The sequence below is a fragment of the Kitasatospora sp. NPDC050543 genome (assembly GCF_044457565.1).
GTDB lineage: Bacteria > Actinomycetota > Actinomycetes > Streptomycetales > Streptomycetaceae > Kitasatospora.
Genome location: NZ_JBITGZ010000002.1, coordinates 346961 through 367629 on the forward strand (window position 1 = coordinate 346961; position 20669 = coordinate 367629).

Below are 20669 nucleotides of genomic sequence, written 5' to 3' on the forward strand. Positions count from 1 at the left end.
AACCGAGCCCTGAGTAGGCCGGCTCAGCCATTGAAGAGGTCGTGCCCCACGTCCGAGGGCACCACGTCCTGGAAGGGCGTGCTGCCAGGGCCGGGGACGCGGGCGCCCGGTACCGGCTGGTCGTCGATCCGGTGCAGCAGCACCACCCCGTCCTGCGCCCAGATCTGCCGGTAGCCGTGCGCCAGCAGCAGGTCGATCCGTTCGACCTGCTGCCGGACGCTGGAGAACGGGAAGGTCCGGGTGTCGGAGCGGATCAGCACGTAGGCGCGGGCCCGCGGGGTGCCGTCGACCAGGATGGCGTCGGTGCGGGTGACCAGCCGGGGCACGATCTGGTTGTCGGCCTCGACCGTCGCCCCGTCGGGGACCAGCGCGGCCGCCCGCACCAGCGCGTCCCCGCTGGTGCCGGGCCGCCACTCGGCGGGGGTGAGCAGGCCCTGGAGTCCGAGCGGTACGGCCGCCGCGAGCGAGACGGCCGCCACCGCGAGCCCCAGACGGCGCGCCGTCGGGCGCGAGCGCTCCCTGCCGTGCAGGCGGCCCAGCACCTCCAGCGTCGCGGTCAGCAGGATCGGCCAGAGGAACGCGTCGTAGTGATGGGCGACCGACCAGTGGTTGGGATTGTCCGACAGCACCCGCTCGGTCAGCAGCGGCAGGGCGCAGAGGGCGGTCGCCGAGCGCAGCGGCAGCGCCAGCAGGGTGCCGAAGAGCCAGAGCACCAGCAGCGGCTTCAGCGGCGCGCTGAACGCCGCCTGGAACAGCAGCAGCGGGTTGCCGAGCAGATTGCCGAGCGCCGATCCGAGGTCCGGCCCGATCTGGCCGTAGTTCCAGTAGTAGTCCGGCCGGCCGCCCATGGCCGGGATCAGCCAGCTGATCGCGGCCACCGAGGCGAGCGGGCCGCCGACCAGCAGACCGATGCCGTACTTCAGGCCCGCCTCGTCGTGGCTGCGCCGGCTGCGCAGCACCAGCACCAGGCCGTACAGGCCGACCATCAGGCCCAGGTCCTCCTTGGTGAGGCAGAGCAGCAGGCCGGCGAGTGCCGCCAGGTCGTACCGGCGGGCCAGGCTCCGCTCGAACAGGAGCAGGGTGAGCGGGACGGCGAAGGCGACCTCGTGGAAGCCGCCGCGGGCCGCCGCCAGCAGCGGCCAGCCCAGGGCGTACACCAGGCCGGCCAGGTCGGCCGCCCGGCGGCGGTGGACGGGCGAGGCCCCGGGGAAGCAGCGGGCGGCGATCCGGCGGATCAGCGGCACCCCGGCCGCGAGCAGCAGCGACTGACCGATGATCAGCGAGCGCGGGTCGTCCCAGATCCAGTACAGCGGGGCCAGCAGGGCCAGCACCGGCGAGAAGTGGTCGCCGAGCAGCGAGAAGCCGGGCGGGAACTCGTGGTGGTAGCTCTTGACGGTGGAGACCGGCAGGCCCAGATGCGCGTAGCCGTCCACCCCCTGATGGAAGATCGCCAAGTCGAAGCCGCCGAGGTGGACCGCCGTCCACTGCTGTAACCCGGCGGCCAGGCAGACGCCGAGGCACAGCAGCGTCAGGAGCACCGTACGGCGGCGCGTCGTGCGGGCGGGGGCCGGCGCGGTACGTGGCGGCAGGGCCGCCCCGGGGCGTGGGCGGAGCTCGGGTTCGACTGTCACGTGGTACCTGCCAGGTGGACGGTGCGGGCCGCGCGGGGTTGCGGGCAAGGGCGGGGCGCGGTGCGGGCCGTCGGTCGCCGGCCCGGTGCGGGCTCAGCCACGGCGGCCCGCCGGGCAGGCCGGGGCGAAGTGACCATCTGGTCGTCCGGACATGACAGTTGACCCCCCGTAGGACAGCTTCCGCCCCGCGCCGCGGGACGAGTCGAACACGCTAGTCGCACACGGCGCGGCCATCCGTGACGGCGGTCACCCCGGCCGTCACGATGGCGTCACAGCGGCCGGCGGGCCCTGCCTGCGCAGCAGGGTGACGCCCCCGTGCTCCAGTACCACCGCGTACCCGTGCTGCTCGGCGCCCGCCAGCTCCTGGCGTTCGCGCTCGGGGGTCAGCGGCCACCCCATCGGGTCCGCCTCCTCCACCACGATCCACTCCGCCGCCGTCCAGCCCTCGGGCCAGCCGAACTCCAGGACGCGGCAGCGGTTCGTCAGCTGCGGCACCAGCCGGTTGGATGCCGCGACGGTGGCGCCGGACGGGATCTGGGCCAGCACCGTACGGGCGGCCTGCGCCCGGGTGGAGGGGCGCCAGAAGTCCGCGGTGCCCAGCTGGCCCAGCGGGAACTGCGGCACCACCATCAGCGTGACCAGGACGCTCGCGGGCAGTGCGAGGCGCACCGCCCGGCGCGAGAGCGCGCCGAACTCCGGACGCGGCCTGCCGAGCACCTCGACGAAGGCGGCGAACACGATCGGCATCAGCACGGCGCTGTAGTGGTAGTGCGTGCCCCAGTAGTTGGGGTTGTTGGAGAGCATCCGCCAGCCCAGCGTCGGCAGCGCGATCAGCAGCAGCGGCGAGCGCAGCGCCAGCAGCAGCGTCGGGGCGAGCAGCAGGACCAGCGTCTGCGCCTTGTCGGGCGGGCTGATCAGGTCCATCGGCAGCGAGAGCAGGCTGTGCCCACCCGGGTCGTTGCCGCCGCCCATGGTGTTCCAGTACGCGAAGCTGCTGCTGGGGCTCATCGCGGGCAGCAGGACCAGCATCTCCAGCAGGCTGGCGCCGATCCCGCCCACGACCGTCAGCAGGCCGAGCCGGCGTTCGCCCCGCCAGCAGACGTACGCGCCGACGGCGGCGAGCGTGACGCCCAGGTCCTCCTTGACCAGCACCAGCGGCGCGGCCCACAGGACGGCGCTGCGCCAGCGCTGTTCGCCCAGCGCGACCATCGCGTAGGCCATCAGCGGTACGGCGAAGGTGATCTCGTGGAAGTCGAAGCCGACGGCGGAGGCGATCCCCCAGGAGGCGCCGTAGCCGAAGGCGACCGTCACGGCGGCGGCCGGGCCGACCCGGCGCAGTGCCCAGCGGCTGAGCGGCAGGACGGGCAGGGCCATCAGTGCGGCCTGGGCGAGTAGCAGGACCTTGGCCGAGTGCCACAGCCAGTACAGCGGGGCCAGGGTCACCAGGACCGGGGAGAAGTGGTCCCCGAGGATGTTGTAGTCGCCGCCCTTGAGGGCGACGAGGGGGGCGTGGCCCTCGGCGTAGCCGCGTACGGCCTGCTCGAAGATGCCCAGGTCGTAACCGGTGGTGAGGACGAGGTCGTGGCGCCGGAGCGAGAACACCGCGTAGATCAGGAAGGTGGCGAGGGCGAGCCCCGGTGGCAGCAGTCGTATTCGGCGCCCGGCGTTCTGCCGTGCCGCGGTTGGCTCTGCGCTGCCCGGGGATGCCGTCGGAGCCGACGGGCGTAAGGCTGTGGACACGGGAATTCTGCCGTTCGTGAGCTGAGGATCTGGCTCCCGCACAGTATGCACACGGTGACTAGTGGGCAGAGCGGTTCAGCTGGTGGTGAAATACAGTCAATTGTGGTCGGACTCGGGAACTTTGGCGACCGAGCTGCGGGCGGCAAATGGTCCGCGGGGGGAGTTCCGGTGGATTCTTCGGGAGCTATCCATCCGATTCGGACACGTTTTCGGTGAAGCTGACGGGGGCGGCGAAGGCCGCACGGCGGGAGGCCCGGCGCAGGGCGCGCAGCACGGCGCCCCCGAGTGTGAGGCAGAGCACGACCGTCAGCACCGCCCGGGGGAGGTCCCAGCCGAGCGAGGTGGTCAGGCAGTACGCCACGAAGCGCGGCAGGTTGGCGCGCAGCGGGTCGCCCGGGACGAAGGAGACCGAGCTGGACAGGCCGCCGATGTAGGGCCAGCCCTGCAGGTTCATCACCGTCCCGTACGCCACGGAGGCCACCGCGCCGTAGCCCGCCAACAGCACCAGTTCGCGGCGTCCGCGCAGCGTGGCGGGGCCGGGCAGCAGGCCCGCGCCGAGGCAGACCCAGCCCATGGCGAGCATCTGGAACGGCAGCCAGGGGCCGACGCCGCCGGTGAGCAGGGCGGAGGCGAACATCGAGACCGAGCCGAGGACGAAGCCGAACCCCGGCCCCAGGACCCGCCCGGCGAGCACCATCAGGAAGAACATCGGCTCCAGCCCGGCCGTCCCCGCGCCGAGCGGGCGCAGCGCGGCGCCGGCGGCGGCCAGCACGCCCAGCAGCGCGACCGCCTTGGCGTCCATCCCCGTCTCGCCGCCGGTGGCCGAGCGGCCCTCGGAGATCTGGGCCACCACCACGGCCAGCAGCAGCGGCATCAGCAGGGCGAACAGCCAGGGCGCGTCGGTGGAGTGCCCGACCAGGGCGGACCCGGTCGAGGCGAGCAGCGGCCAGCCGAAGCCGACCACGCCGATGGCGCTGATCAGCAGGATGGTCGCGATCGAGCGGCGGCCGAGCGGCACCGGGCGGGCGAGCCGGGCGCGGTCGGCGGTGGCGCTGCCGTCCGGCGGCGCGGTGGCGGTGGCGGTGGGCGGGGTCATTCGGCGGCGTCCCGGGCGGTGGCGGTGTCGCCGGCGGCTTCGGTGGCGGTGTGGGTGTCGGCTCCGGCGCCCGGGGCGCTCTCGGCGAGGGCCCGGCGGACCTGCGGGACGGTGAGCCAGGGCGAGGGCGCGAGGATCTTGGACACCTGGGGGGCGAAGACGGGGGAGGAGACCACCACCTCCGGCGTCGGGCCGTCCGCGACGATCTCCCCGTCCGCCAGGACGACCGTCCGGTGGGCGAGTTCGGCGGCGAGTTCGACGTCATGGGTGGCCAGCACCACGGCGTGCCGCTCGGCGGCCAGCGCGCGCAGGATCTCCACCAGCCGCGCCTTGGCCGCGTAGTCCAGTCCCCGGGTGGGCTCGTCGAGCAGCAGCAGCGGGGGCCGGGTGGTCAGCACGACGGCGAGCGCGAGGCTGAGCCGCTGGCCCTCGGAGAGGTCGCGGGGGTGGGCGGTGCCCGCGATGCCGGGCAGCAGTCGCTCGACCAGCGCCCGGCAGCTGCCGGGCCCGGCGCCCGCGTCCCGGTCGGCGGCCGCGCACTCGCCGTCCACGCTCTCGCCGTACAGCAGGTCGCGCGGGTCCTGCGGGACGAGGGCGACCTGGCGGATCAGCTCGCCCGGGCGGGCCCGGTGAGGGGTCAGGCCGCCGACCCGGACGCTGCCGGCGGCGGGGGCGTGCAGCCCGACCAGGCTGCCCAGCAGGGTCGACTTGCCGGCGCCGTTGCGGCCCATCAGCGCGGTGATCGAACCGGGGCGCAGCTCCAGGTCCACCCCGCGCAGGGCGGGGACGGGCCCGCGCTTGACGGCCAGGCGCTGCACGGTCGCGATCGGCGTACCCGTCGGCGCCTCGGCGCTCGCCGGCCGCAGGCCGTCCAGGCGGGCGCGCAGCGGGGCGGCCCGGCGGCGGGCGTCGCGTACCGAGAGCGGCAGCGGCGACCAGCCGGCGGCCAGGCCCAGGCCGACCACCGGCGGGTGGACGGGCGAGTGGGCCATCACCTCGGCCGGCTCGCCCAGGACGGGCGCCTGGCCGGGGCCGGGCAGCAGCAGCACCTGGTCGGCGTACTGGACGACGCGCTCAAGGCGGTGCTCGGCCATCAGGACGGTGGTGCCGAGGTCGTGGACCAGCCGCTGGAGGACGGCGAGCACCTCCTCCGCCGCGCCCGGGTCCAGCGCCGAGGTGGGTTCGTCCAGGACGAGCACCCGGGGGTGCACGGTGAGCACCGACCCGATCGCGACGCGCTGCTGCTGGCCGCCGGAGAGCGAGGTCAGCGCGCGGTCGCGCAGGTCGGCCAGGCCCAGCAGGTCCAGGGTCTCCTCGACCCGGCGCCGCATCACCTCCGGCGCCAGCCCCAGCGACTCCATGCCGTAGGCGAGTTCGTCCTCGACGGTGTCGGTGACGAAGTGCGCGAGCGGGTCCTGCCCCACCGTGCCGACCAGGTCGCTGAGTTCGCGCGGGCGATTGGCGCGGGTGTCCCGGCCGCCGACGGTGACCCGCCCGTGCAGCACACCGCCGGTGAAGTGCGGGACGAGCCCGCTGACCGTACCGAGCAGGGTGGACTTGCCCGAGCCGGACGGGCCGACCAGCAGGCACAGTTCGCCCTCGGGGACGGTCAGGTCCACGCCGCGCAGGGCCGGCGCCGGGGCGTCGGGGTACTGGACGGACACCTGCTCGAAGGTGATCACGGGGCACTCCGGGGCGGGGTCGGGGCCGCGAACGCGGGCACCAGTCCGATCAGGACGGCGAGCGCGGCGGCCAGCGGCAGGGTCGGTGCGGTGAGCGGCACGACGGAGGGGGCGAAGGCGGCCGGGTCGCGGGCGGCCAGCCAGCCCACCAGCGCGGCGACGGCGATGCCGGAGCCCGCCACCAGCCACTCCCGCCAGGCCCAGGGGTCGGGCCGGTAGCTGGATCTGACGGCACGTCGGCTCCCGAGTGCCAGCCCACCGCAGGCGGCGGTCAGGCCCAGCCCGAGCAGGGGCAGCGCCCAGGCGGTGCCGTCGGCGGTGAGCAGCCCGTACGCGGCGACGCAGACCCCGAGCAGCCCGGCCAGGGTCAGCGCGGCGGTGGTCCTGGCGATCCGGCGCGGTACGTCGGCGCTGCGGCCGAAGCCCCTGGTGTCCATGGCGGCGGCCAGCGCGACGGAGCGCTCCAACGCGCCCTCCAGCACCGGCAGTCCGACGCTGAGCACGGACTGCACGCCCCGGTCGGAGCGCCCGCGCAGCCGGCGGGCGGCCCGCAGCCGCTGGACGTCGGCGACCAGGTTGGGCGCGAAGGTCATCGCGACCACCACCGCCACCCCGGCCTCGTACAGCGCGCCGGGCAGCGTACGCAGCAGCCGGGCCGGGTTGGCGAGCGAGTTGGCGGCGCCGACGCAGATCAGCAGGGTGGCGAGCTTCAGGCCGTCGTAGAGCGCGAAGAGCAGCCCCTCGACGGTCACCCGGCCGCCGATCCGCACGCCCTGCGCCCAATCCGGCAGCGGCACCTGCGGCAGCGTGAACAGCACGTGCGAGCCGGGGATCGGCGAGCCCAGCAGGACGGCGAAGAGCAGCCGGATCCCGATCACCAGCAGGCCCAGCTTCAGGAACGCCCCGTACGAGCGGGACCAGGGTGCGTCGGAGCGCCGGGCGGCGACCACGTAGCCGGCCACGGCGATCACCAGGAGCAGCAGCAGCGGGTCGGTGGTGCGGGAGGCGGCGGTGGCCAGGCCGAGCGCCCACAGCCACCACGCCCCGGGGTGCAGGTGGCGCGGGCCGGCGGCCGGTCGGGTGCTGCGGGCTGAGGTCACGGGGCGGGTCCTGAGGGGTGGGGGTCGGTGCGGGCGGAGCGGGAAGTCGCACTGGCGGACTTCCCGCTCCGGGCGTACGGCGCGGTGCGGTGCGCAAGGCGGTGGGCGGCTGCCCGGGCGGTGCCGTCGGCGGTGCGCCGCACGGGGTCAGCGTCTGCGGCGCAGCTGCCAGACGGCGCCGGCGGCCAGCACGGCGACGATCGCCCCGCCCGCGATCAGGCCGAGCTCCGGGCCGCTGCCGCTGCTGCCGCCGCCGCTCGGCTGCGGGCCGGTCAGCGCCTCGCCGCAGCCGGCCCGGGGGTAGCCGGCGATGGCGCAGAGCATGCCGCCGGTGTCGTAGCGCAGCGGCGGTGCCACGGCGGCCAGCACCTCCGCGGAGGTGGCGCCGGCCGCCACGGCGGCGCAGGCCGTACGCCGCTCGGGCGGATGCTCCCCGGACGGCGCGTCCGCCGGCGTGCCGAAGTCGATCACCACGGCGACCCGCTTGCCGCCGGGCCTGGCCGGGGTCGCGGCGCAGACGGTGGCGAAGTCCCCGGGGGCGCCGGGCCGGGCGGCGTCCTGCCCGCCGTCCGGGCTGACGGCGAAGCGCCAGCCGTCCACCCCGCCGTCCTGCGGGACGTACAGGGCCGGGCCCTGCTGCTGGTACGCCCAGGTGCCGTCGGACCACTTCCAGAACGACCAGTACCGGTAGCCGGTGGCGTGCGCGGGGCCGGCACCGGAGCCGAGGACGGTGAGCAGGGCGAACAGGGTGGTGGCCAGGGCAGCCACCACCCGCCGGCGGCGAGCGCCGGTCACTTCTGCGGGCCCGGCGAGCCGGGCTTGCCACCCTCGCCGCCGGTGCCGGTGCCGGTGCCGGTGCCGGTACCGCTCTGGCCGCCCTTGCCGGACCCGGACCCGGACCCGGACCCGGACTTGGGCCCGGCGCCGAGCTGCGCGGCGCCGCGCTTGCGCTGGAGGCTCAGCAGCAGGCCGCCGCCGATGCCGATCAGCAGACCGACGCCCACCACCCAGTACACCGAGACGTTGCCGTCCGACTTCTTGCCGCTCGTGGCGGGCGCGCCGGTGGCCGCGGTCGCCTTCGGCGCCGGGCCGGCGGCGGTCAGCTGCTGGACGAGGTTGCTGCGGCCGAAGTCGGCCGGGTCGCGCTGGGCGGCCTGGGCGACCAGCAGCAGGGTGGCCGTGGCGGCGGCGTCCGCCCCGTTCCTGGTCCAGGTGCCGCCCTCCCTGGCGAGCCAGTCGACGGCGCCGGCGGCCTGCTGCGGGTGGCCGCTCTGGATCAGGCTGAGCGCGGCCCAGGAGGTCGCGTTGAAGTCGGGGCTGGGGGCGGCGCCCGCCAGGGTCAGCATCAGGTGCTGCCCGCCGGCTGCCAGCTGGGCCGTCAGGTAAGCGGCGGCCGCCTCGGCGGAGTCGGCGTGCGGGACGGGCTGCGCGGCCCCGCCGTCGGCGCAGGCGAGCGGCTTGGGGGCGGCGTCGGTGCGGTTGGTGTTGGTGACCGGCAGCCGGCCCCCGGCCGCGCCCAGCGTGGCCTGGGAGCTGGCCAGCGCGTTGGCCTTCAGCTCGCCGGTCGCGGGGTCGGGCTGGAAGACGAAGGCGCCGCGCTGGTCGGCGGGCGCGGCGCAGCCGAGCTGGAACAGGGCCAGGCCGTCGAAGGCGTTCTTGCCGGCCTTGGCGACGCCCGTCGGGTCCACCTTGGCGGCGATCAGCGCGTTGACGGCCAGGCCGGTGGAGTCGGCGTCACCGGGGCTGCCCGGGTTGTAGGCCCAGCTGCCGTCCGCGTTCTGGCTGCTCTTCAGCCACTGGACGCCCTTGTCGACCGCGTCCTGGTGGCCGCCGAGGGCCACCAGGGCCTGGATCGCGACCGAGCTGGCGTTGCTGTCCTCGGTGGCCGCGTCGCAGGCGGCGGCGGTGTCGGCGCGGAACGAGGGCCAGCCTCCGTCGGCGCACTGCTGGCCGGTCAGCCAGCCGACGGCGGAGTCGGCCGGGACGACCTTGGCGCTCGCCAGCGCCGTCAGCGCCAGCGACTGCCGCCAGACGCCGTCGTACGTCGGGTCGCCGGCACCGTACAGCCCGGCCGGGACGGCTGCGGCGGTGGGGGAGGGGGTGTCGGCGAGGGCCGGCGCGGCGGCGGCGCCGGCCAGCAGCAGCGCGGACAGCGTGGCGGCGCCCAGACGGGCGGCGGTGAGCATGGCGGGAGGGTGCCTTTCGATGAGCGGTGTGGTGGCCCGTGGGGGGCCGTCCGTAGACCTCGACGGTGCCGGGTGGGGGCCCGGCATGGCCGCTCGCCCCTCCCCGGGTGGTCCGACTCGCCCGGCGGTACGGCGCGCGGGCTCACGGTTGCGGGTCAGCGCCGGGTTCGCACCGGCTTTCCCCGAGGGAGAGGCGGATGGAGTTGTGGTTCCGTCGACTCTAACCGGCCCGCCCGGCGTCGCCGCGCCCGCCCGCTCCGGGGTGGGGCGCCGGCCGGCAGTAGCGAGAACGTGTTCCAGTTCTACGTCCGGTCGGGTGTCCGGACGGAGCCGGTCGCGCGGCCGCCCGTCAGGGCAGCGTGAGCAGCCGGGCGGCGGTGCGCAGATCGGCACGGACCTCCGCGATCGAGGCGCGCCCCGAGAGCCAGGCCACCAGCGCGGAGTGCCAGGTGTGCTCGATCACCCGCACCGCCGCCCGCTGCCCCTCGCTGGGCGGCCCGGCCTGCCCGATCGCGTCCAGGATGATCTGCGCCGTCAGACCGCCGACCTGGTCCACCTCCGCGCTCACCGAACGGTCGGCGAAGGACAGCGCCCGGACCATCGCCTCCGCCAGCAGCGGCTCCCGTTGCAGCGCGTGGAAGGCCCGGGTGAGCGTCTCGGCGACCCGCAGTGCCGGGTCCGCCTCGGTGGGCGGGTGCCGGCGGACCTGCTCCAGCAGCAGCTGGAGCTGCTCCTGCATCACCGCCACCAGCAGATGCACCTTGGACGGGAAGTACCGGTACAGCGTGCCGAGCGCGACCTGCGCGCTCTCCGCGACCTCGCGCATCTGCACCGCCTCGTACCCGCCGCGGCCCGCCAGCGCGGCGGCGGCGCGCAGGATCCGCAGCCGGCGTTCGGCCTGCCGGGGGCTGAGCGGCGGGTCGGCGGGCCGGCCGGTCGGCGCGGCGGTCGGGGTGGTGGTCGGGGTGGTCGTCAAGGAGGCCCCCAGGGCGCGAGGTCGCAGCGGGTCGCAGCAGGTCGCGGCGTGGCGCGAATCACCGACCCTGGCTCCGAGCGCGAGGCTACGGGCCGGTATCTTCGAGGTCTCTCATTGTTCACATACTCAATGACGAGCTCCACACCACCATGAAACTTGATCTACTTTAGCGCTGTGGCCCACCCGGCCAGGGCGGGTAGGCAGGACGAGCAGTAGAGATGAGGGGCCGAGGATGACCGCGCAGCCGCTGCGGATTGCCCTGTTGTCCTACCGGGGAGACCCGTTCTGCGGTGGCCAGGGCGTCTACGTCCGCCACCTCTCCCGGGAGCTGGCCCGCCTGGGTCACCACGTGGACGTGATCGGTGCGCAGCCCTTCCCGGTGCTGGACGAGGTCGAGGGTCCGGGCTCGGTGCGGCTGGTCGAGCTGCCCAGCCTGGACCTGTACCGCGCCGACGACCCGTTCCGGACGCCGAAGCTGTCCGAGTACCGCGGCCCGGTGGACGTCCTGGAGGTCGCCACCATGCGCACCGGCGGCTTCCCGGAGCCGCTGACGTTCTCGCTGCGGGCCCGTCGGTACCTCGCCCTGCACAAGGGCCGCTACGACGTGGTGCACGACAACCAGACCCTCGGCTACGGCCTGCTCGGCCTGGAACGGCACGGGTTCCCGCTGGTCACCACGATCCATCACCCGATCACGGTGGACCGGCAGCTGGAGATCGACGCCGCGCCCGGCCGGCTGCGCAGGCTCTCGCTGCGCCGGTGGTACGCCTTCACCCGGATGCAGCGCCGGGTCGCCGCCCGGCTGGATCACATCATCACCGTCTCGGGCAGCTCCAAGGCCGAGATCGCCGACCACCTGGGCGCCGCGCCAAGGGCCATCTCGGTGGTCCCGATCGGCGCCGACACCCGGCTCTGGTCGCCCTCGGCCGAGGTGCCCGTCGTGCCGGGCCGGATCGTGGCCACCTCCAGCGCGGACGTCCCGCTCAAGGGCCTGGTGTACCTGGTCGAGGCGCTCGCCAAGGTCCGCACCGAGCGGGACGCGCACCTGGTGGTGGTCTGCAAGCAGCGCGCGGACGGCCCGGTCGCCGAGGCCGTGCGGCGGTTCGGCCTGGAGCGGCACATCGAGTTCCGCAGCGGGCTGACCGACCAGCAGCTGGTGGATCTCTACCGCTCCGCCGAGGTGGCCTGCGTGCCCTCCCTGTACGAGGGCTTCTCGCTGCCCGCCGCCGAGGCGATGGCCACCGGCACCCCGCTGGTCGCCACCACCGGCGGGGCGATCCCCGAGGTGGCCGGGCCGGACGGGGAGACCTGCCTGGCGGTGCCACCGGGCGACGCCGGTGCGCTGGCGGCGGCCCTGGGCCGGCTGCTGGACGACCCGCGGCTGCGGGCGGCGCTCGGTGTCGCCGGGCGGCAGCGGGTGCTGGCCGGCTTCACCTGGGAGCGGGCCGCCGAGCTGACCGCCGAGCGCTACCGCGCGGCGATCGCGACCGGGGCCGGGCGGCGGGCCCGGTCGGGCCCGGGCTGGCGCTACGTCGCCTGACCGATCCCCACGCCGGGGCCGGCGACGGCCGCGGCGAGGCCGCACCCGGCCGACCGGCCACCCGGCCGCGCCTTCGCCTCACCGGCGGTGGCCGGCCGGCACCATCCCGGCCCGGCCGGCCGACGACGTCTGATGCAGCGTCAAGAACGTTTGGTACCAAGGAATGGGAGCCCCGCAGTGCTGACCGTCGATTTCTCGCGCTTCCCGCTCGCCCCCGGCGACCGGGTGCTCGATCTGGGCTGCGGTGGGGGCCGCCACGCGTTCGAGTGCTACCGGCGCGGTGCCAACGTGGTCGCGCTGGACCAGAACGGTGACGAGATCGCCGAGGTCCGGAAGTGGTTCGCGGCGATGGCCGAGGCGGGCGAGGCGCCCGAGGGCGCGTCGGCCGTCGCGATGGAGGGCAACGCGCTGGCCCTGCCCTTCGAGGACGAGTCCTTCGACAAGATCATCATCTCCGAGGTGATGGAGCACATCCCGGATGACAAGGGGGTGCTGAACGAGATGTTCCGCGTCCTCAAGCCCGGCGGGCTGCTCGCCGTCACCGTGCCGCGCTGGCTGCCGGAGAAGATCTGCTGGGCGCTCTCCGACGAGTACCACGAGGTCGAGGGCGGCCACATCCGCATCTACCGGGGCGACGAGCTGCTGGAGCGGCTGCGCGAGGCCGGCCTGGAGCCGTACGGCACGCACCACGCCCACGCGCTGCACTCGCCGTACTGGTGGATCAAGTGCGCGGTCGGTGTGAACAACGACAAGGCGCTGCCGGTCAAGGCCTACCACCAGCTGCTGGTCTGGGACATCGTCGGCACCCCGGTGATCAGCAGCATCACCAAGGCCGCCGAGAAGGCGCTCAACCCGGTGATCGGCAAGAGCTTCGTGGCGTACGCCAGCAAGCCCAACCGGGCCGCCGTGGAGGCCGGCGCGTGACCGCCGCCGTCCCCGAGGTGCTGCTGCTCGACGGGGTGCTCGACGCCGAGCAGGCCGCCGCGACCGTCCGCAGCATCCTCGCCGAGCAGCGGCCGGACGGTGCCATCCCCTGGTTCACCGGCCACCACCTCGACCCCTGGGACCACACCGAGGCCGCGATGGCCCTGGACACCGCCGGCGAGCACGCCGCCGCCGAGGCCGCCTACCGCTGGCTCGCCGCCCGGCAGAACGGCGACGGCTCCTGGTACGCCGCCTACGCCTACGGCCAGGGCGGCACCGACGGGGAGGTCTCCAACGCGTCGAAGGAGACCAACTTCTGCGCGTACATTGCTGTCGGTGTCTGGCACCACCACCTCAGCACCGGCGACGACGCCTTCCTGGAGTGGATCTGGCCCGTGGTCAGGCGTGCCCTGGACTTCACCGTGGGCCTGCGGCTGCCCGGCGGCCCGATCTCCTGGCGGCTCGACGAGGACGGCACCGCGCCCGACGAGGCGCTGCTGACCGGCTCGTCCAGCATCCTGCACGCGCTGCGCTGCGGCCTGGCCATCGCGGACTACCTGGAGGAGCCCCAGCCCGACTGGGAGCTCGCGGCCGGGCGGCTGCGGCACGCCGTCGCCCACCATCCCGAGCGGTTCCTGGACAAGAACCGCTTCTCGATGGACTGGTACTACCCGGTGCTCGGCACCGCGCTGCGCGGGCCGCAGGCCCTGGAGCGGATCGAGCGGGACTGGGAGCGCTTCGTCGTCCCCGGCCTCGGCGTACGCTGCGTCAGCGACCGCCCCTGGGTCACCGGCGGCGAGAGTGCCGAGCTGGCGCTCGCGCTCTGGGCCGTCGGCGAGTCCGACCGGGCGGTGGAGATCCTGCGCTGGATCCAGCGGCTGCGGCACACCGACGGCTCGTACTGGACGGGGTACGTCTTCGAGGACGACGCGATCTGGCCCGAGGAGTGCACCACCTGGACGGCCGGCGCGCTGCTGCTCGCGGTCGCGGCGCTGGGCGGCGACCCGGCGACGGTGGCGGTCTTCGGCGGCGAGCAGCTGCCGGCCGGGCTCGTGGTGCAGGACTGCTGCTGAGCCCACCGGGCGGGCGAACGCCGAAGGGGCGGGACCGGATCTCTCCGGTCCCGCCCCTTCGGCGTTCGCCCCGGGCGGGGCGGTGGCGGACGTCAGCCGCGCTGGATGCCCGAGGTGTCGCTCAGCAGACCCTCGGCGCCGTCCTGCAGTCGCGCCACCAGGGCGGTGCCGCGCTGCTCGACCGCGAGGTACCAGGTGCCGGGCACCAGGTCGCCCACCGGCGCGCCGGCCGGGTTGTCCTTCGGCGCCAGCTGACGCGGGGCCGGGACGGCGAACCAGAACGGCGCGAAGTCCGCGGCCGGCGCGGCCGGGGCGGGCGCGGCGACGGCCGGCGCCGGGGCGGGGGCGCCGAGACCGGCGTCCTGCGGCTGGCCGGTGGCCGGGTACCCGTAGCCGCCCTGCTGCGGCTGACCGCCGTAGGCCGGCGCCGGGGCGCCCTCCTGGCCGGGGACGGGGTAGCCGTACTGGCCGGGCTGGCCGACCTGCGGCTGGCCGGGGGCCGGGAAGCCGCCCTGCGCGGCCGGGTAGCCCTGCGGGGCGGCGGCGGGCTTGTCGGTGACCAGCGGGGCCTGGAGCGCCGGCACCAGCGGCCCGGCGGCGGCCGCACCGGCCAGCACCAGCAGCGAGATGACGGAGAGCCAGGCGCCGAAGCCGTGGCCGTAGCCCGGCACGTCGGGGCCGCTGCCGAGCGACCAGAGCGAGGCCCAGAGAGCGGAGACCGCGAAGGCGATGCCCCACTGGTCCAGCCGCAGGCCGAGCACCTGGCGGTTGGCGGCGGCCGCGCCCTGGAAGCGCTGCACCAGGATCAGCGCGGCGGCGGCGATGCCGAGCAGGAAGACCGATGGCAGGACCGGGAAGAGCGCGGCCTTCCACGCGTTGGTGGACGACGAGCTGCAGTACGGGCCCGCGCCGCTGGGGCAGCCGTCATAGGTGCTGTAGGGCAGGAAGGATGCGATGAACAGCAGGACGGCCGCACCTGCGACGGCGGCGTCTCCCCTGGTGAGAGCGCGCAGATTCACTAACGTTCCCCTCGTTGGTGTGTCGTGGACGGCAGTTTGCTCGGTCGGCTGACCGGATGAGAAATCTCCCGACCGGACCAAGAGCCTAGGGCCAAGGCCCGAGCGTGTGCACAGCGGGCTGCGGAATGGGGCAAAGTCGTTGCAAATCTCACGGTGGATCGGTTCCGCCCGTGCCCCGCAGGTCAGCCCGGGGTGGTCAGATACGTCGTCAGCGCGTCGGCGATCCCCTGGGCGGCCTGCTGGCGCCACTGAGGATCCGTCATCCGCTTGGCGTCGCCCGCATTGCGCATGTTGCCGCACTCGATGAACACCTTGGGCACCGTGGACAGGTTGAGCCCGCCCAGGTCGCTGCGGGTGTCCAGCCCCTGCGACGCGACGTAGTCGGCGTACGGCTCCCCGGTGGCGGCCTTGAAGCTGTCGCGCAGCAGCAGCCCGAGGCGGTGGGACGGTGCGACGATCGCCGCGGTGTCGGCCTTGCCCGAGGTCACCTTGGCGGGCATGATCACGTGGAAGCCGCTGCCGGAGGCCGGCCCGCCGTCACCGTGGATGGACACCGCGGCGTCCGCGTGCGCGGTGTTGCCGATCCGGGCGCGCTCGTCGATGCACGGGCCCCACGGCTTGTCGCCGTCCTGCGTGAACACCACCTTCGCGCCGTGCGCCTCCAGGACGGCCCGGGCCCGGCGCGCGACGTCCAGGGTGTAGTCGGCCTCGGTGTAGCCGGCGTTGGTCGAGGTGCCGGTGGCGTCGCACTCCTTGCGGGCGTTGCCGATGTCGACCAGGCGGTTGATCTCGGTGGTGTGCTTGAAGTTGCCCGAGTTGTGGCCCGGGTCGATCACCACGGTGCGGCCCGCGAGCGCGGCGTCGACGGGGGTGACGGCCGCCGGGGACGCCGAGGATGCGGGAGACGGCGAGGCCGCCGCGGGCGCCGAGCCCGTGGCCGACGCGCCGCCCGACGGCCCGGGCCCGGGAGCGTCCGGTGCGGACCCCGACCGGGAGGTCTCCCCCGCGTCGGCGGCTCCGTCCGTGGCCGCCCCCTGCTGCTGCTGCGCCCCCTGCTGTGCCGGCCCGCGGTGGGCCGCCGCGTCGGAGGACGCGCCCTGGTGGGCGGCGACGGCCTGCCAGCCGAGCCAGCCGGCCAGGCTCAGCGGCAGCAGCGTGCCGCCGACGGCCAGGGCGCGGAACCGGGCGGAGCGGCGCGGGCGGTGCTCTTCAGCGGTGGTGCCAGTCACGGGTCGTTCAGATCCTGTCCCAGGTGCGCGGTGCCAGACCGTACGCGCCCACGATCGAGTTCCACTTCGCGACGAAGTCCTTCTTCGCCTGCGTCGCCTGCGGGTTGAGTTCGTCCGCGCGCTTCTTGTCCGCGGTGTTCGGAGCGGTGCTGCCGGGGCAGCCCCCCGAACTCACGGAGCGCGCCCAGGCAGCGTACGCGCGGTCGATGTCCGCCGACTGCTGCCAGGCCGTCCGCAGCGACTGGACGGCGTCCGCGCCGCCCGGCACCTGGGCGAGGTCGAGCTTGGCGAGGTCGGCCAGCAACTGGTCACGCTGCTTGGCCCCGCTGTCGAAGACCTGCGCCGCGCTGTCGATGTCCGCCTTGGCCGGGCAGCTGGTGACCTTCGCCACCGCACTGCCTATCGGCGACTTGGCGCTCTCGCCCCGGGTGAGCAGCTCGTCCAGCGTCTTGGCCTGCGTCGCGGCCTCGGCGCCGGTGGTGCTGCTCGCGCTGGGGCCGGGGCTCGCGCTCTCGGACGGCGCGGCGGAGCCGCCGCCCGCCACGGTGCCCGAACCGCTCGGGTCCGGCGCGGGCTGGGCGGAGGTGGTCGCGGTCGCACTCGCCTGGCCGGGAGCGGCCTGCTTCGAGGAGTCGTCGCCGCTGTTCTGCACGGCCCACACCACGCCGCCACCGAGGCAGACCACCAGGAGCAGACCGGCGGCGATGAGCAGCGGCGTGCGGTTGCGCGGGCGCTGCTCCTCGTAGCCCTCCTCCTGGTAGCCGGTGAACTGGCCGGGGAACTGGCCCTGGCCCGGGTACTGGTCCTGGCCCGGGTACTGGTCCTGGCCCGGGTACTGGCCCTGGAACTGGCCGGGCCCGGCGTGCTGGTCCTCGTACTGGCCGGGGTACTGGCCCGGGTACGGGGGCTGGCCGTACGGGGCGGGAGGGGCCTGCGGGGCCTGTGCGGGCTGGGAGCCGTAGCCGGCGATGTGGCCCGGGAAGCCCCCGGCCGCGGCTGCCGGCGGCCCCGCCGGCGGGCCGGCGGGTGGCGCGGGCGGCTGCTGGGGGTAGCCGTAGCCGCCGGGGGGCGCCTGCGGGAAGGCGGCCGCCGTCGGGGCGTCGTGGGTCGGGGCGGCCGCCAGGTAGGGGCGGGCGGCCGGCGGCGGACCCTGGTCACCGCCCCGGCCGGGCGGGCCGTACGAGCCGGGCGGGCCCTGCGGCGGTCCGGGCTGCGGGGGCGGCGCCGGCTGCGCGGGCCCGGGCCGCCCGCCGTCCTGGGCGTCCGCGCCCTTCGTGCCGCGCACCCAGCCGCCCGCGCCCCCCCGGGCGGTGGGATCCCAGACCGCCGGAGCGGTGTTGTGCTGGTCCGTCATGAGTTCGCCCCCGCCGTCCTACCCTGCCGTGCGTGTCCGTTGCGCCGCTGCTTCGCCGGCCGCGCAGTCGTACCCCCGGTACCGGTCGTACCAGTCGTACGCGTCGTACCCGTTGCACGGCCGCGCAAGATGCGCGGCGCCGCCACCGTACCCGGAGAATCCGCTCCCCGGTCGGGCGGCACCCGGACATTGCCTGGATGGGGCACGACGTTAGAGCATCCGTGATCCTCCGCGCGGGCGGATGCCGATCTGCGAGATGCCCCCGGCTGCGGGGGGCCGAGGTCGGGCGGTGGCCGGCGGTGGCGGCTAGCGGTCGCTGCCGGGGCCCGTACGGCGCAGCACCCGGAGCGAGCCGGTGACCGAGATCTCCTCGAAGCCCTCCGCCAGCGCACGGAGGTAGACGCGGTACGGGGCCTGGCCGCCGTCGGCCGGGTCGGGGAAGACGTCGTGCACCACCAGCAGGCCCTCGGGCGCCAGGTGCGGCACCCAGCCCTCGTAGTCGCCGGTGGCGTGCTCGTCGGTGTGGCCGCCGTCGATGAACACCAGGCCCACCTTGCCGCCCCAGAGCGCCGCGATCTGCGGCGACCGGCCGACCAGCGCGACCACGTACTCCTCCAGCCCGGCGGCGTGCAGGGTGCGGCGGAACCGCGGCAGGGTGTCCATCAGGCCGACCTCGGGGTCCACCAGCGTCGCGTCGTGGTACTCCCAGCCGGGCTGCTGCTCCTCGGAGCCCCGGTGGTGGTCCACCGTCAGCGCGACCGTCCCGCTCTCGCGGGCGGCGGCGGCCAGCAGGATCGCGGACCGGCCGCAGTAGGTGCCGATCTCCAGCACCGGCAGACCCGTCCGCCCGGCCGCCTCCAGCGCGGCCGCGTACAGCGCGATCCCCTCGTCCACCGGCATGAACCCGGTGGCGGACTCGAACGCCGCGAGCACCTCGGGTGCGGGGCGGGTGCTCTCCCGTACGTCGGACATCGCGGTGCTCCTTGCAACAGGTGGGGGTGGGGCCGGTGCGTTCCCCGGCGATGGACCCTACTCGACGGTACGGCGCGGCCTTCGCCCGGGCGCGGGCGCGGGCGCGGCCGCGGGCGCCGGCACCGTAGGGCTACGGAGCGGGAAGTCGGCCGGTCCGACTCTCCACTCCCGGCGGCGGCGCCCACGCCTGAGCGCCGCCGGGGCCGGGCGCTCAGCGGCCGAGCAGGGCGCGCGCGATCCGCTCGCGCTGCGGGGCGAGCTCGGTGGCCGGCCGGCCGGTACCGGTGCTCGGACGCCAGTCGTCCCGGTGCCGCGCGCCCCATCTGCGGGCGAACGGGATTCCGAGGCCCGGGCCCGAGTCGGAGGCCGGTTGGGTAGGCTCGCCCCACCCCACCGACGACCCCCGGGAGCAGCCATGCGCGCGGCCATCCTGCACCAGATCGGCCAGGACAGCCTCGACGTCCGCGACGACGTGGAGGCGGTGGGCTTCGGGCCGGGCAGGGTGAGGGTCCGGCTGCGGGCGAGCAGCCTCTGCCACTCGGACCTGTCCGCGATGAGCGGCGTGCTGCCGCAGCCGGCCCCGTTCGTGCCCGGGCACGAGGGCGCCGGGGACGTACTGGAGGTGGGCGAGGGCGTCGACGGCCTCGCGGTCGGCGACCGGGTGGTGCTCTGCTGGATGGCACCCTGCGGGGACTGCCCGCACTGCCGCCGCGGCCAGGGCCACCTGTGCGTCAGCAGCCTGCGCCGGCTGGGCACGCCCGGCTTCCGGCTCGGCGAGGCCACCGACGCGTTCGGCTTCTACAACACCGGCACCTTCGCCGAGGAGGCGGTGGTCGCGGCGGACGCGGTGATCAAGGTGCCCGCCGACCTGCCGTACGAGCTCGCCGCGCTGATCGGCTGCGGGGTGACCACCGGCTTCGGCGCGGCGGCCAACACCGCGGCCGTCGAGCCCGGTTCGGCGGTCGCGGTGATCGGGGCCGGCGGCGTCGGCATCGCCGCGGTGCAGGGAGCCCGGGTCTGTGGCGCCGACCGGATCACCGTGGTCGACCCGGTCGCCTCGCGCCGCGAGCGCGCCCTCGGCTTCGGCGCGACCGACGCCGTCGCCCCCGAGGAGCTGAAGGCCGCGGCCAAGGCCCTGGAGGCGGGCGGCTACGACTACGTCTTCGAGGCGGTCGGTCGCTCGGCCACGGTGCGCGCCGCGTACGACGCCGCCCGGCGGGGCGGGGCGGTCGTGGTGATCGGGGCCGGGGCGAAGGACGATCAGGTCCACTTCAGCATGGGCGAGCTGTTCTTCAACGAGAAGCGCGTGCTGAGCTCGATGTACGGCGGCGGGGATGTCCGGCGGACGGTCGCGCGGGTGATCGAGCTGTGGCGGGACGGGCGGATCGACCTGGCCGGCATGATCACGCACCGGGTCGGGCTGGACGGCGTCAACGAGGCGATCGCCCAGATGCGCAGCGGCGAGGCGCTGCGCACGGTCGTGTCGCTGGGGCAGGACTGAGGGCGCCTCGATCGACCGCGGCCGCGGGCCGACCGCGGCTGCGCGGGGCAGGATGGCGGGTGGCCGGGCGACGGCCGGGGCCGGTGCTCGGGCCGGTCGCTTCGGCCGACCGGCGGCACTGCGGCGGTGCGGGAGCCCGCCCGGGGTGGCGGCGCGGGCCCGGCGGTCGGTGCCGGGCCCTGCGCGCCGTGCGATTGCGGTGCGGGGTGCTGTCGTGCGGTGCCGTCGCGGTGAGCGGTGGTCAGTTCCGGTGGGCCGCGTCGAGCCGGTGCCGGCCGTGCGGGTCCGCCTCGGGGCTGTCGTCGGCGGCCGTCCGGCCACGGTGCCGGCCGTGGGCGTCGGTGGCGTCCGCGGCGGTGGCGACGGCGGTGGTCTCGTCGGTGCCGGGCGCGGTGGTGTCGGTGAGGGTGTCGGACATCAGAATCGTCATTTCCGTGCGAGGTACGGGTACGTCCGGTGCCGCACGGCACCGGGGCGGGCGCGGCGCGCGGGCGCGCCGGAGCGGGAGATCACGGCCCCCGTGCCCGGGCCACCATAACGGCGGTAACGGGGCAGATCCTAGCGAGATCCGAACGCCTGGCCGGGCTCCGGCGCAGCCCCCGCCGCTCGCGGCGGGGGTCGAGGGCGCGGGTGCCGGGCCGCCGGG

The 20669-nt window shown here is 75.4% G+C and carries 17 protein-coding genes and 1 riboswitch; of the genes, 4 read left to right on the forward strand and 13 right to left on the reverse strand.

Features of this window, described 5'->3' with window-relative positions:
* Positions 1–23: 23 nt before the first annotated feature.
* From ACIBH3_RS03940 to ACIBH3_RS03975, 8 genes are all read right to left on the reverse strand, one after another.
* Positions 24–1631: a DUF2079 domain-containing protein gene (locus ACIBH3_RS03940; protein ID WP_396310251.1), complete on the reverse strand. Its 1608-nt coding sequence runs from the start codon at positions 1629–1631 to the stop codon at positions 24–26.
* A 258-nt stretch (positions 1632–1889) separates the two neighbouring features.
* On the reverse strand, positions 1890–3371 hold the full coding sequence (locus ACIBH3_RS03945) for a DUF2079 domain-containing protein (protein WP_396310252.1): 1482 nt from the start codon (positions 3369–3371) through the stop codon (positions 1890–1892).
* Between the two features lie 184 nt (positions 3372–3555).
* Entirely contained in the window at positions 3556–4467 is a 912-nt protein-coding gene (locus ACIBH3_RS03950; protein WP_396310253.1) for an ECF transporter S component, read from the reverse strand.
* Positions 4464–6149 (reverse strand): ABC transporter ATP-binding protein, encoded by a 1686-nt coding sequence (locus tag ACIBH3_RS03955; protein ID WP_396310254.1) that lies wholly within the window; start codon positions 6147–6149, stop codon positions 4464–4466. The genes ACIBH3_RS03950 and ACIBH3_RS03955 overlap by 4 nt, the downstream gene beginning before the upstream one ends.
* Entirely contained in the window at positions 6146–7249 is a 1104-nt protein-coding gene (locus tag ACIBH3_RS03960; protein WP_396310255.1) for a CbiQ family ECF transporter T component, read from the reverse strand. The genes ACIBH3_RS03955 and ACIBH3_RS03960 overlap by 4 nt, the downstream gene beginning before the upstream one ends.
* A gap of 147 nt (positions 7250–7396) precedes the next feature.
* A complete protein-coding gene (locus tag ACIBH3_RS03965) occupies positions 7397–8044 on the reverse strand; it encodes an SCO2322 family protein (protein WP_396310256.1) in 648 nt (215 codons plus the stop codon).
* Complete coding sequence (locus ACIBH3_RS03970) at positions 8041–9435, reverse strand: prenyltransferase/squalene oxidase repeat-containing protein (RefSeq protein ID WP_396310257.1); 1395 nt, start codon at positions 9433–9435, stop codon at positions 8041–8043. Before ACIBH3_RS03970 ends, ACIBH3_RS03965 begins: the two co-directional genes overlap by 4 nt.
* A 105-nt stretch (positions 9436–9540) precedes the next feature.
* Positions 9541–9618, reverse strand: a riboswitch (cobalamin riboswitch).
* Between the two features lie 166 nt (positions 9619–9784).
* Positions 9785–10411: a TetR family transcriptional regulator gene (locus tag ACIBH3_RS03975; protein WP_396310258.1), complete on the reverse strand. Its 627-nt coding sequence runs from the start codon at positions 10409–10411 to the stop codon at positions 9785–9787.
* Between the two features lie 232 nt (positions 10412–10643).
* On the opposite strand from ACIBH3_RS03975, the gene ACIBH3_RS03980 reads away from it, so the two are divergent.
* The 3 genes from ACIBH3_RS03980 to ACIBH3_RS03990 all read left to right on the forward strand — a co-directional run bounded on the left by ACIBH3_RS03980 (position 10644) and on the right by ACIBH3_RS03990 (position 13948).
* Positions 10644–11951 carry a glycosyltransferase family 4 protein gene (locus tag ACIBH3_RS03980; protein WP_396310259.1) on the forward strand — a complete coding sequence of 436 codons (1308 nt, stop codon included), beginning with the start codon at positions 10644–10646 and terminating at the stop codon, positions 11949–11951.
* Positions 11952–12128: 177 nt separating this feature from the next.
* Positions 12129–12875 carry a class I SAM-dependent methyltransferase gene (locus ACIBH3_RS03985; RefSeq protein ID WP_396310260.1) on the forward strand — a complete coding sequence of 249 codons (747 nt, stop codon included), beginning with the start codon at positions 12129–12131 and terminating at the stop codon, positions 12873–12875.
* A complete protein-coding gene (locus ACIBH3_RS03990; RefSeq protein WP_396310261.1) occupies positions 12872–13948 on the forward strand; it encodes a prenyltransferase in 1077 nt (358 codons plus the stop codon). Before ACIBH3_RS03985 ends, ACIBH3_RS03990 begins: the two co-directional genes overlap by 4 nt.
* 92 nt (positions 13949–14040) lie before the next feature.
* Here ACIBH3_RS03990 and ACIBH3_RS03995 read toward each other — a convergent pair whose 3' ends face one another.
* The 4 genes from ACIBH3_RS03995 to ACIBH3_RS04010 all read right to left on the reverse strand — a co-directional run bounded on the left by ACIBH3_RS03995 (position 14041) and on the right by ACIBH3_RS04010 (position 18522).
* Positions 14041–14967: a hypothetical protein gene (locus ACIBH3_RS03995; protein ID WP_396310262.1), complete on the reverse strand. Its 927-nt coding sequence runs from the start codon at positions 14965–14967 to the stop codon at positions 14041–14043.
* A 182-nt stretch (positions 14968–15149) separates the two neighbouring features.
* Complete coding sequence (locus tag ACIBH3_RS04000; RefSeq protein ID WP_396310263.1) at positions 15150–16196, reverse strand: N-acetylmuramoyl-L-alanine amidase; 1047 nt, start codon at positions 16194–16196, stop codon at positions 15150–15152.
* Positions 16197–16203: 7 nt separating this feature from the next.
* Entirely contained in the window at positions 16204–17550 is a 1347-nt protein-coding gene (locus tag ACIBH3_RS04005; protein WP_396310264.1) for a hypothetical protein, read from the reverse strand.
* A gap of 306 nt (positions 17551–17856) precedes the next feature.
* Positions 17857–18522, reverse strand: coding sequence for a class I SAM-dependent methyltransferase (locus ACIBH3_RS04010; protein ID WP_396310265.1), 666 nt, complete (start codon positions 18520–18522; stop codon positions 17857–17859).
* 415 nt (positions 18523–18937) lie between these two features.
* On the opposite strand from ACIBH3_RS04010, the gene ACIBH3_RS04015 reads away from it, so the two are divergent.
* A complete protein-coding gene (locus ACIBH3_RS04015) occupies positions 18938–20023 on the forward strand; it encodes an alcohol dehydrogenase catalytic domain-containing protein (protein ID WP_396310266.1) in 1086 nt (361 codons plus the stop codon).
* 241 nt (positions 20024–20264) lie between these two features.
* Here ACIBH3_RS04015 and ACIBH3_RS04020 read toward each other — a convergent pair whose 3' ends face one another.
* Entirely contained in the window at positions 20265–20453 is a 189-nt protein-coding gene (locus tag ACIBH3_RS04020; RefSeq protein ID WP_396310267.1) for a hypothetical protein, read from the reverse strand.
* Positions 20454–20669: the final 216 nt, after the last annotated feature.

Coding starts and splice junctions, on each gene's coding strand:
- ACIBH3_RS03980 (WP_396310259.1), top strand. CDS start 10,644: ATGACCGCGCAGCCGCTGCGGATTGCCCTGTTGTCCTACCGGGGAGAC.
- ACIBH3_RS04005 (WP_396310264.1), bottom strand. CDS start 17,550: ATGACGGACCAGCACAACACCGCTCCGGCGGTCTGGGATCCCACCGCC.
- ACIBH3_RS04010 (WP_396310265.1), bottom strand. CDS start 18,522: ATGTCCGACGTACGGGAGAGCACCCGCCCCGCACCCGAGGTGCTCGCG.
- ACIBH3_RS04020 (WP_396310267.1), bottom strand. CDS start 20,453: ATGACGATTCTGATGTCCGACACCCTCACCGACACCACCGCGCCCGGC.
- ACIBH3_RS03950 (WP_396310253.1), bottom strand. CDS start 4,467: ATGACCCCGCCCACCGCCACCGCCACCGCGCCGCCGGACGGCAGCGCC.
- ACIBH3_RS03970 (WP_396310257.1), bottom strand. CDS start 9,435: ATGCTCACCGCCGCCCGTCTGGGCGCCGCCACGCTGTCCGCGCTGCTG.
- ACIBH3_RS04015 (WP_396310266.1), top strand. CDS start 18,938: ATGCGCGCGGCCATCCTGCACCAGATCGGCCAGGACAGCCTCGACGTC.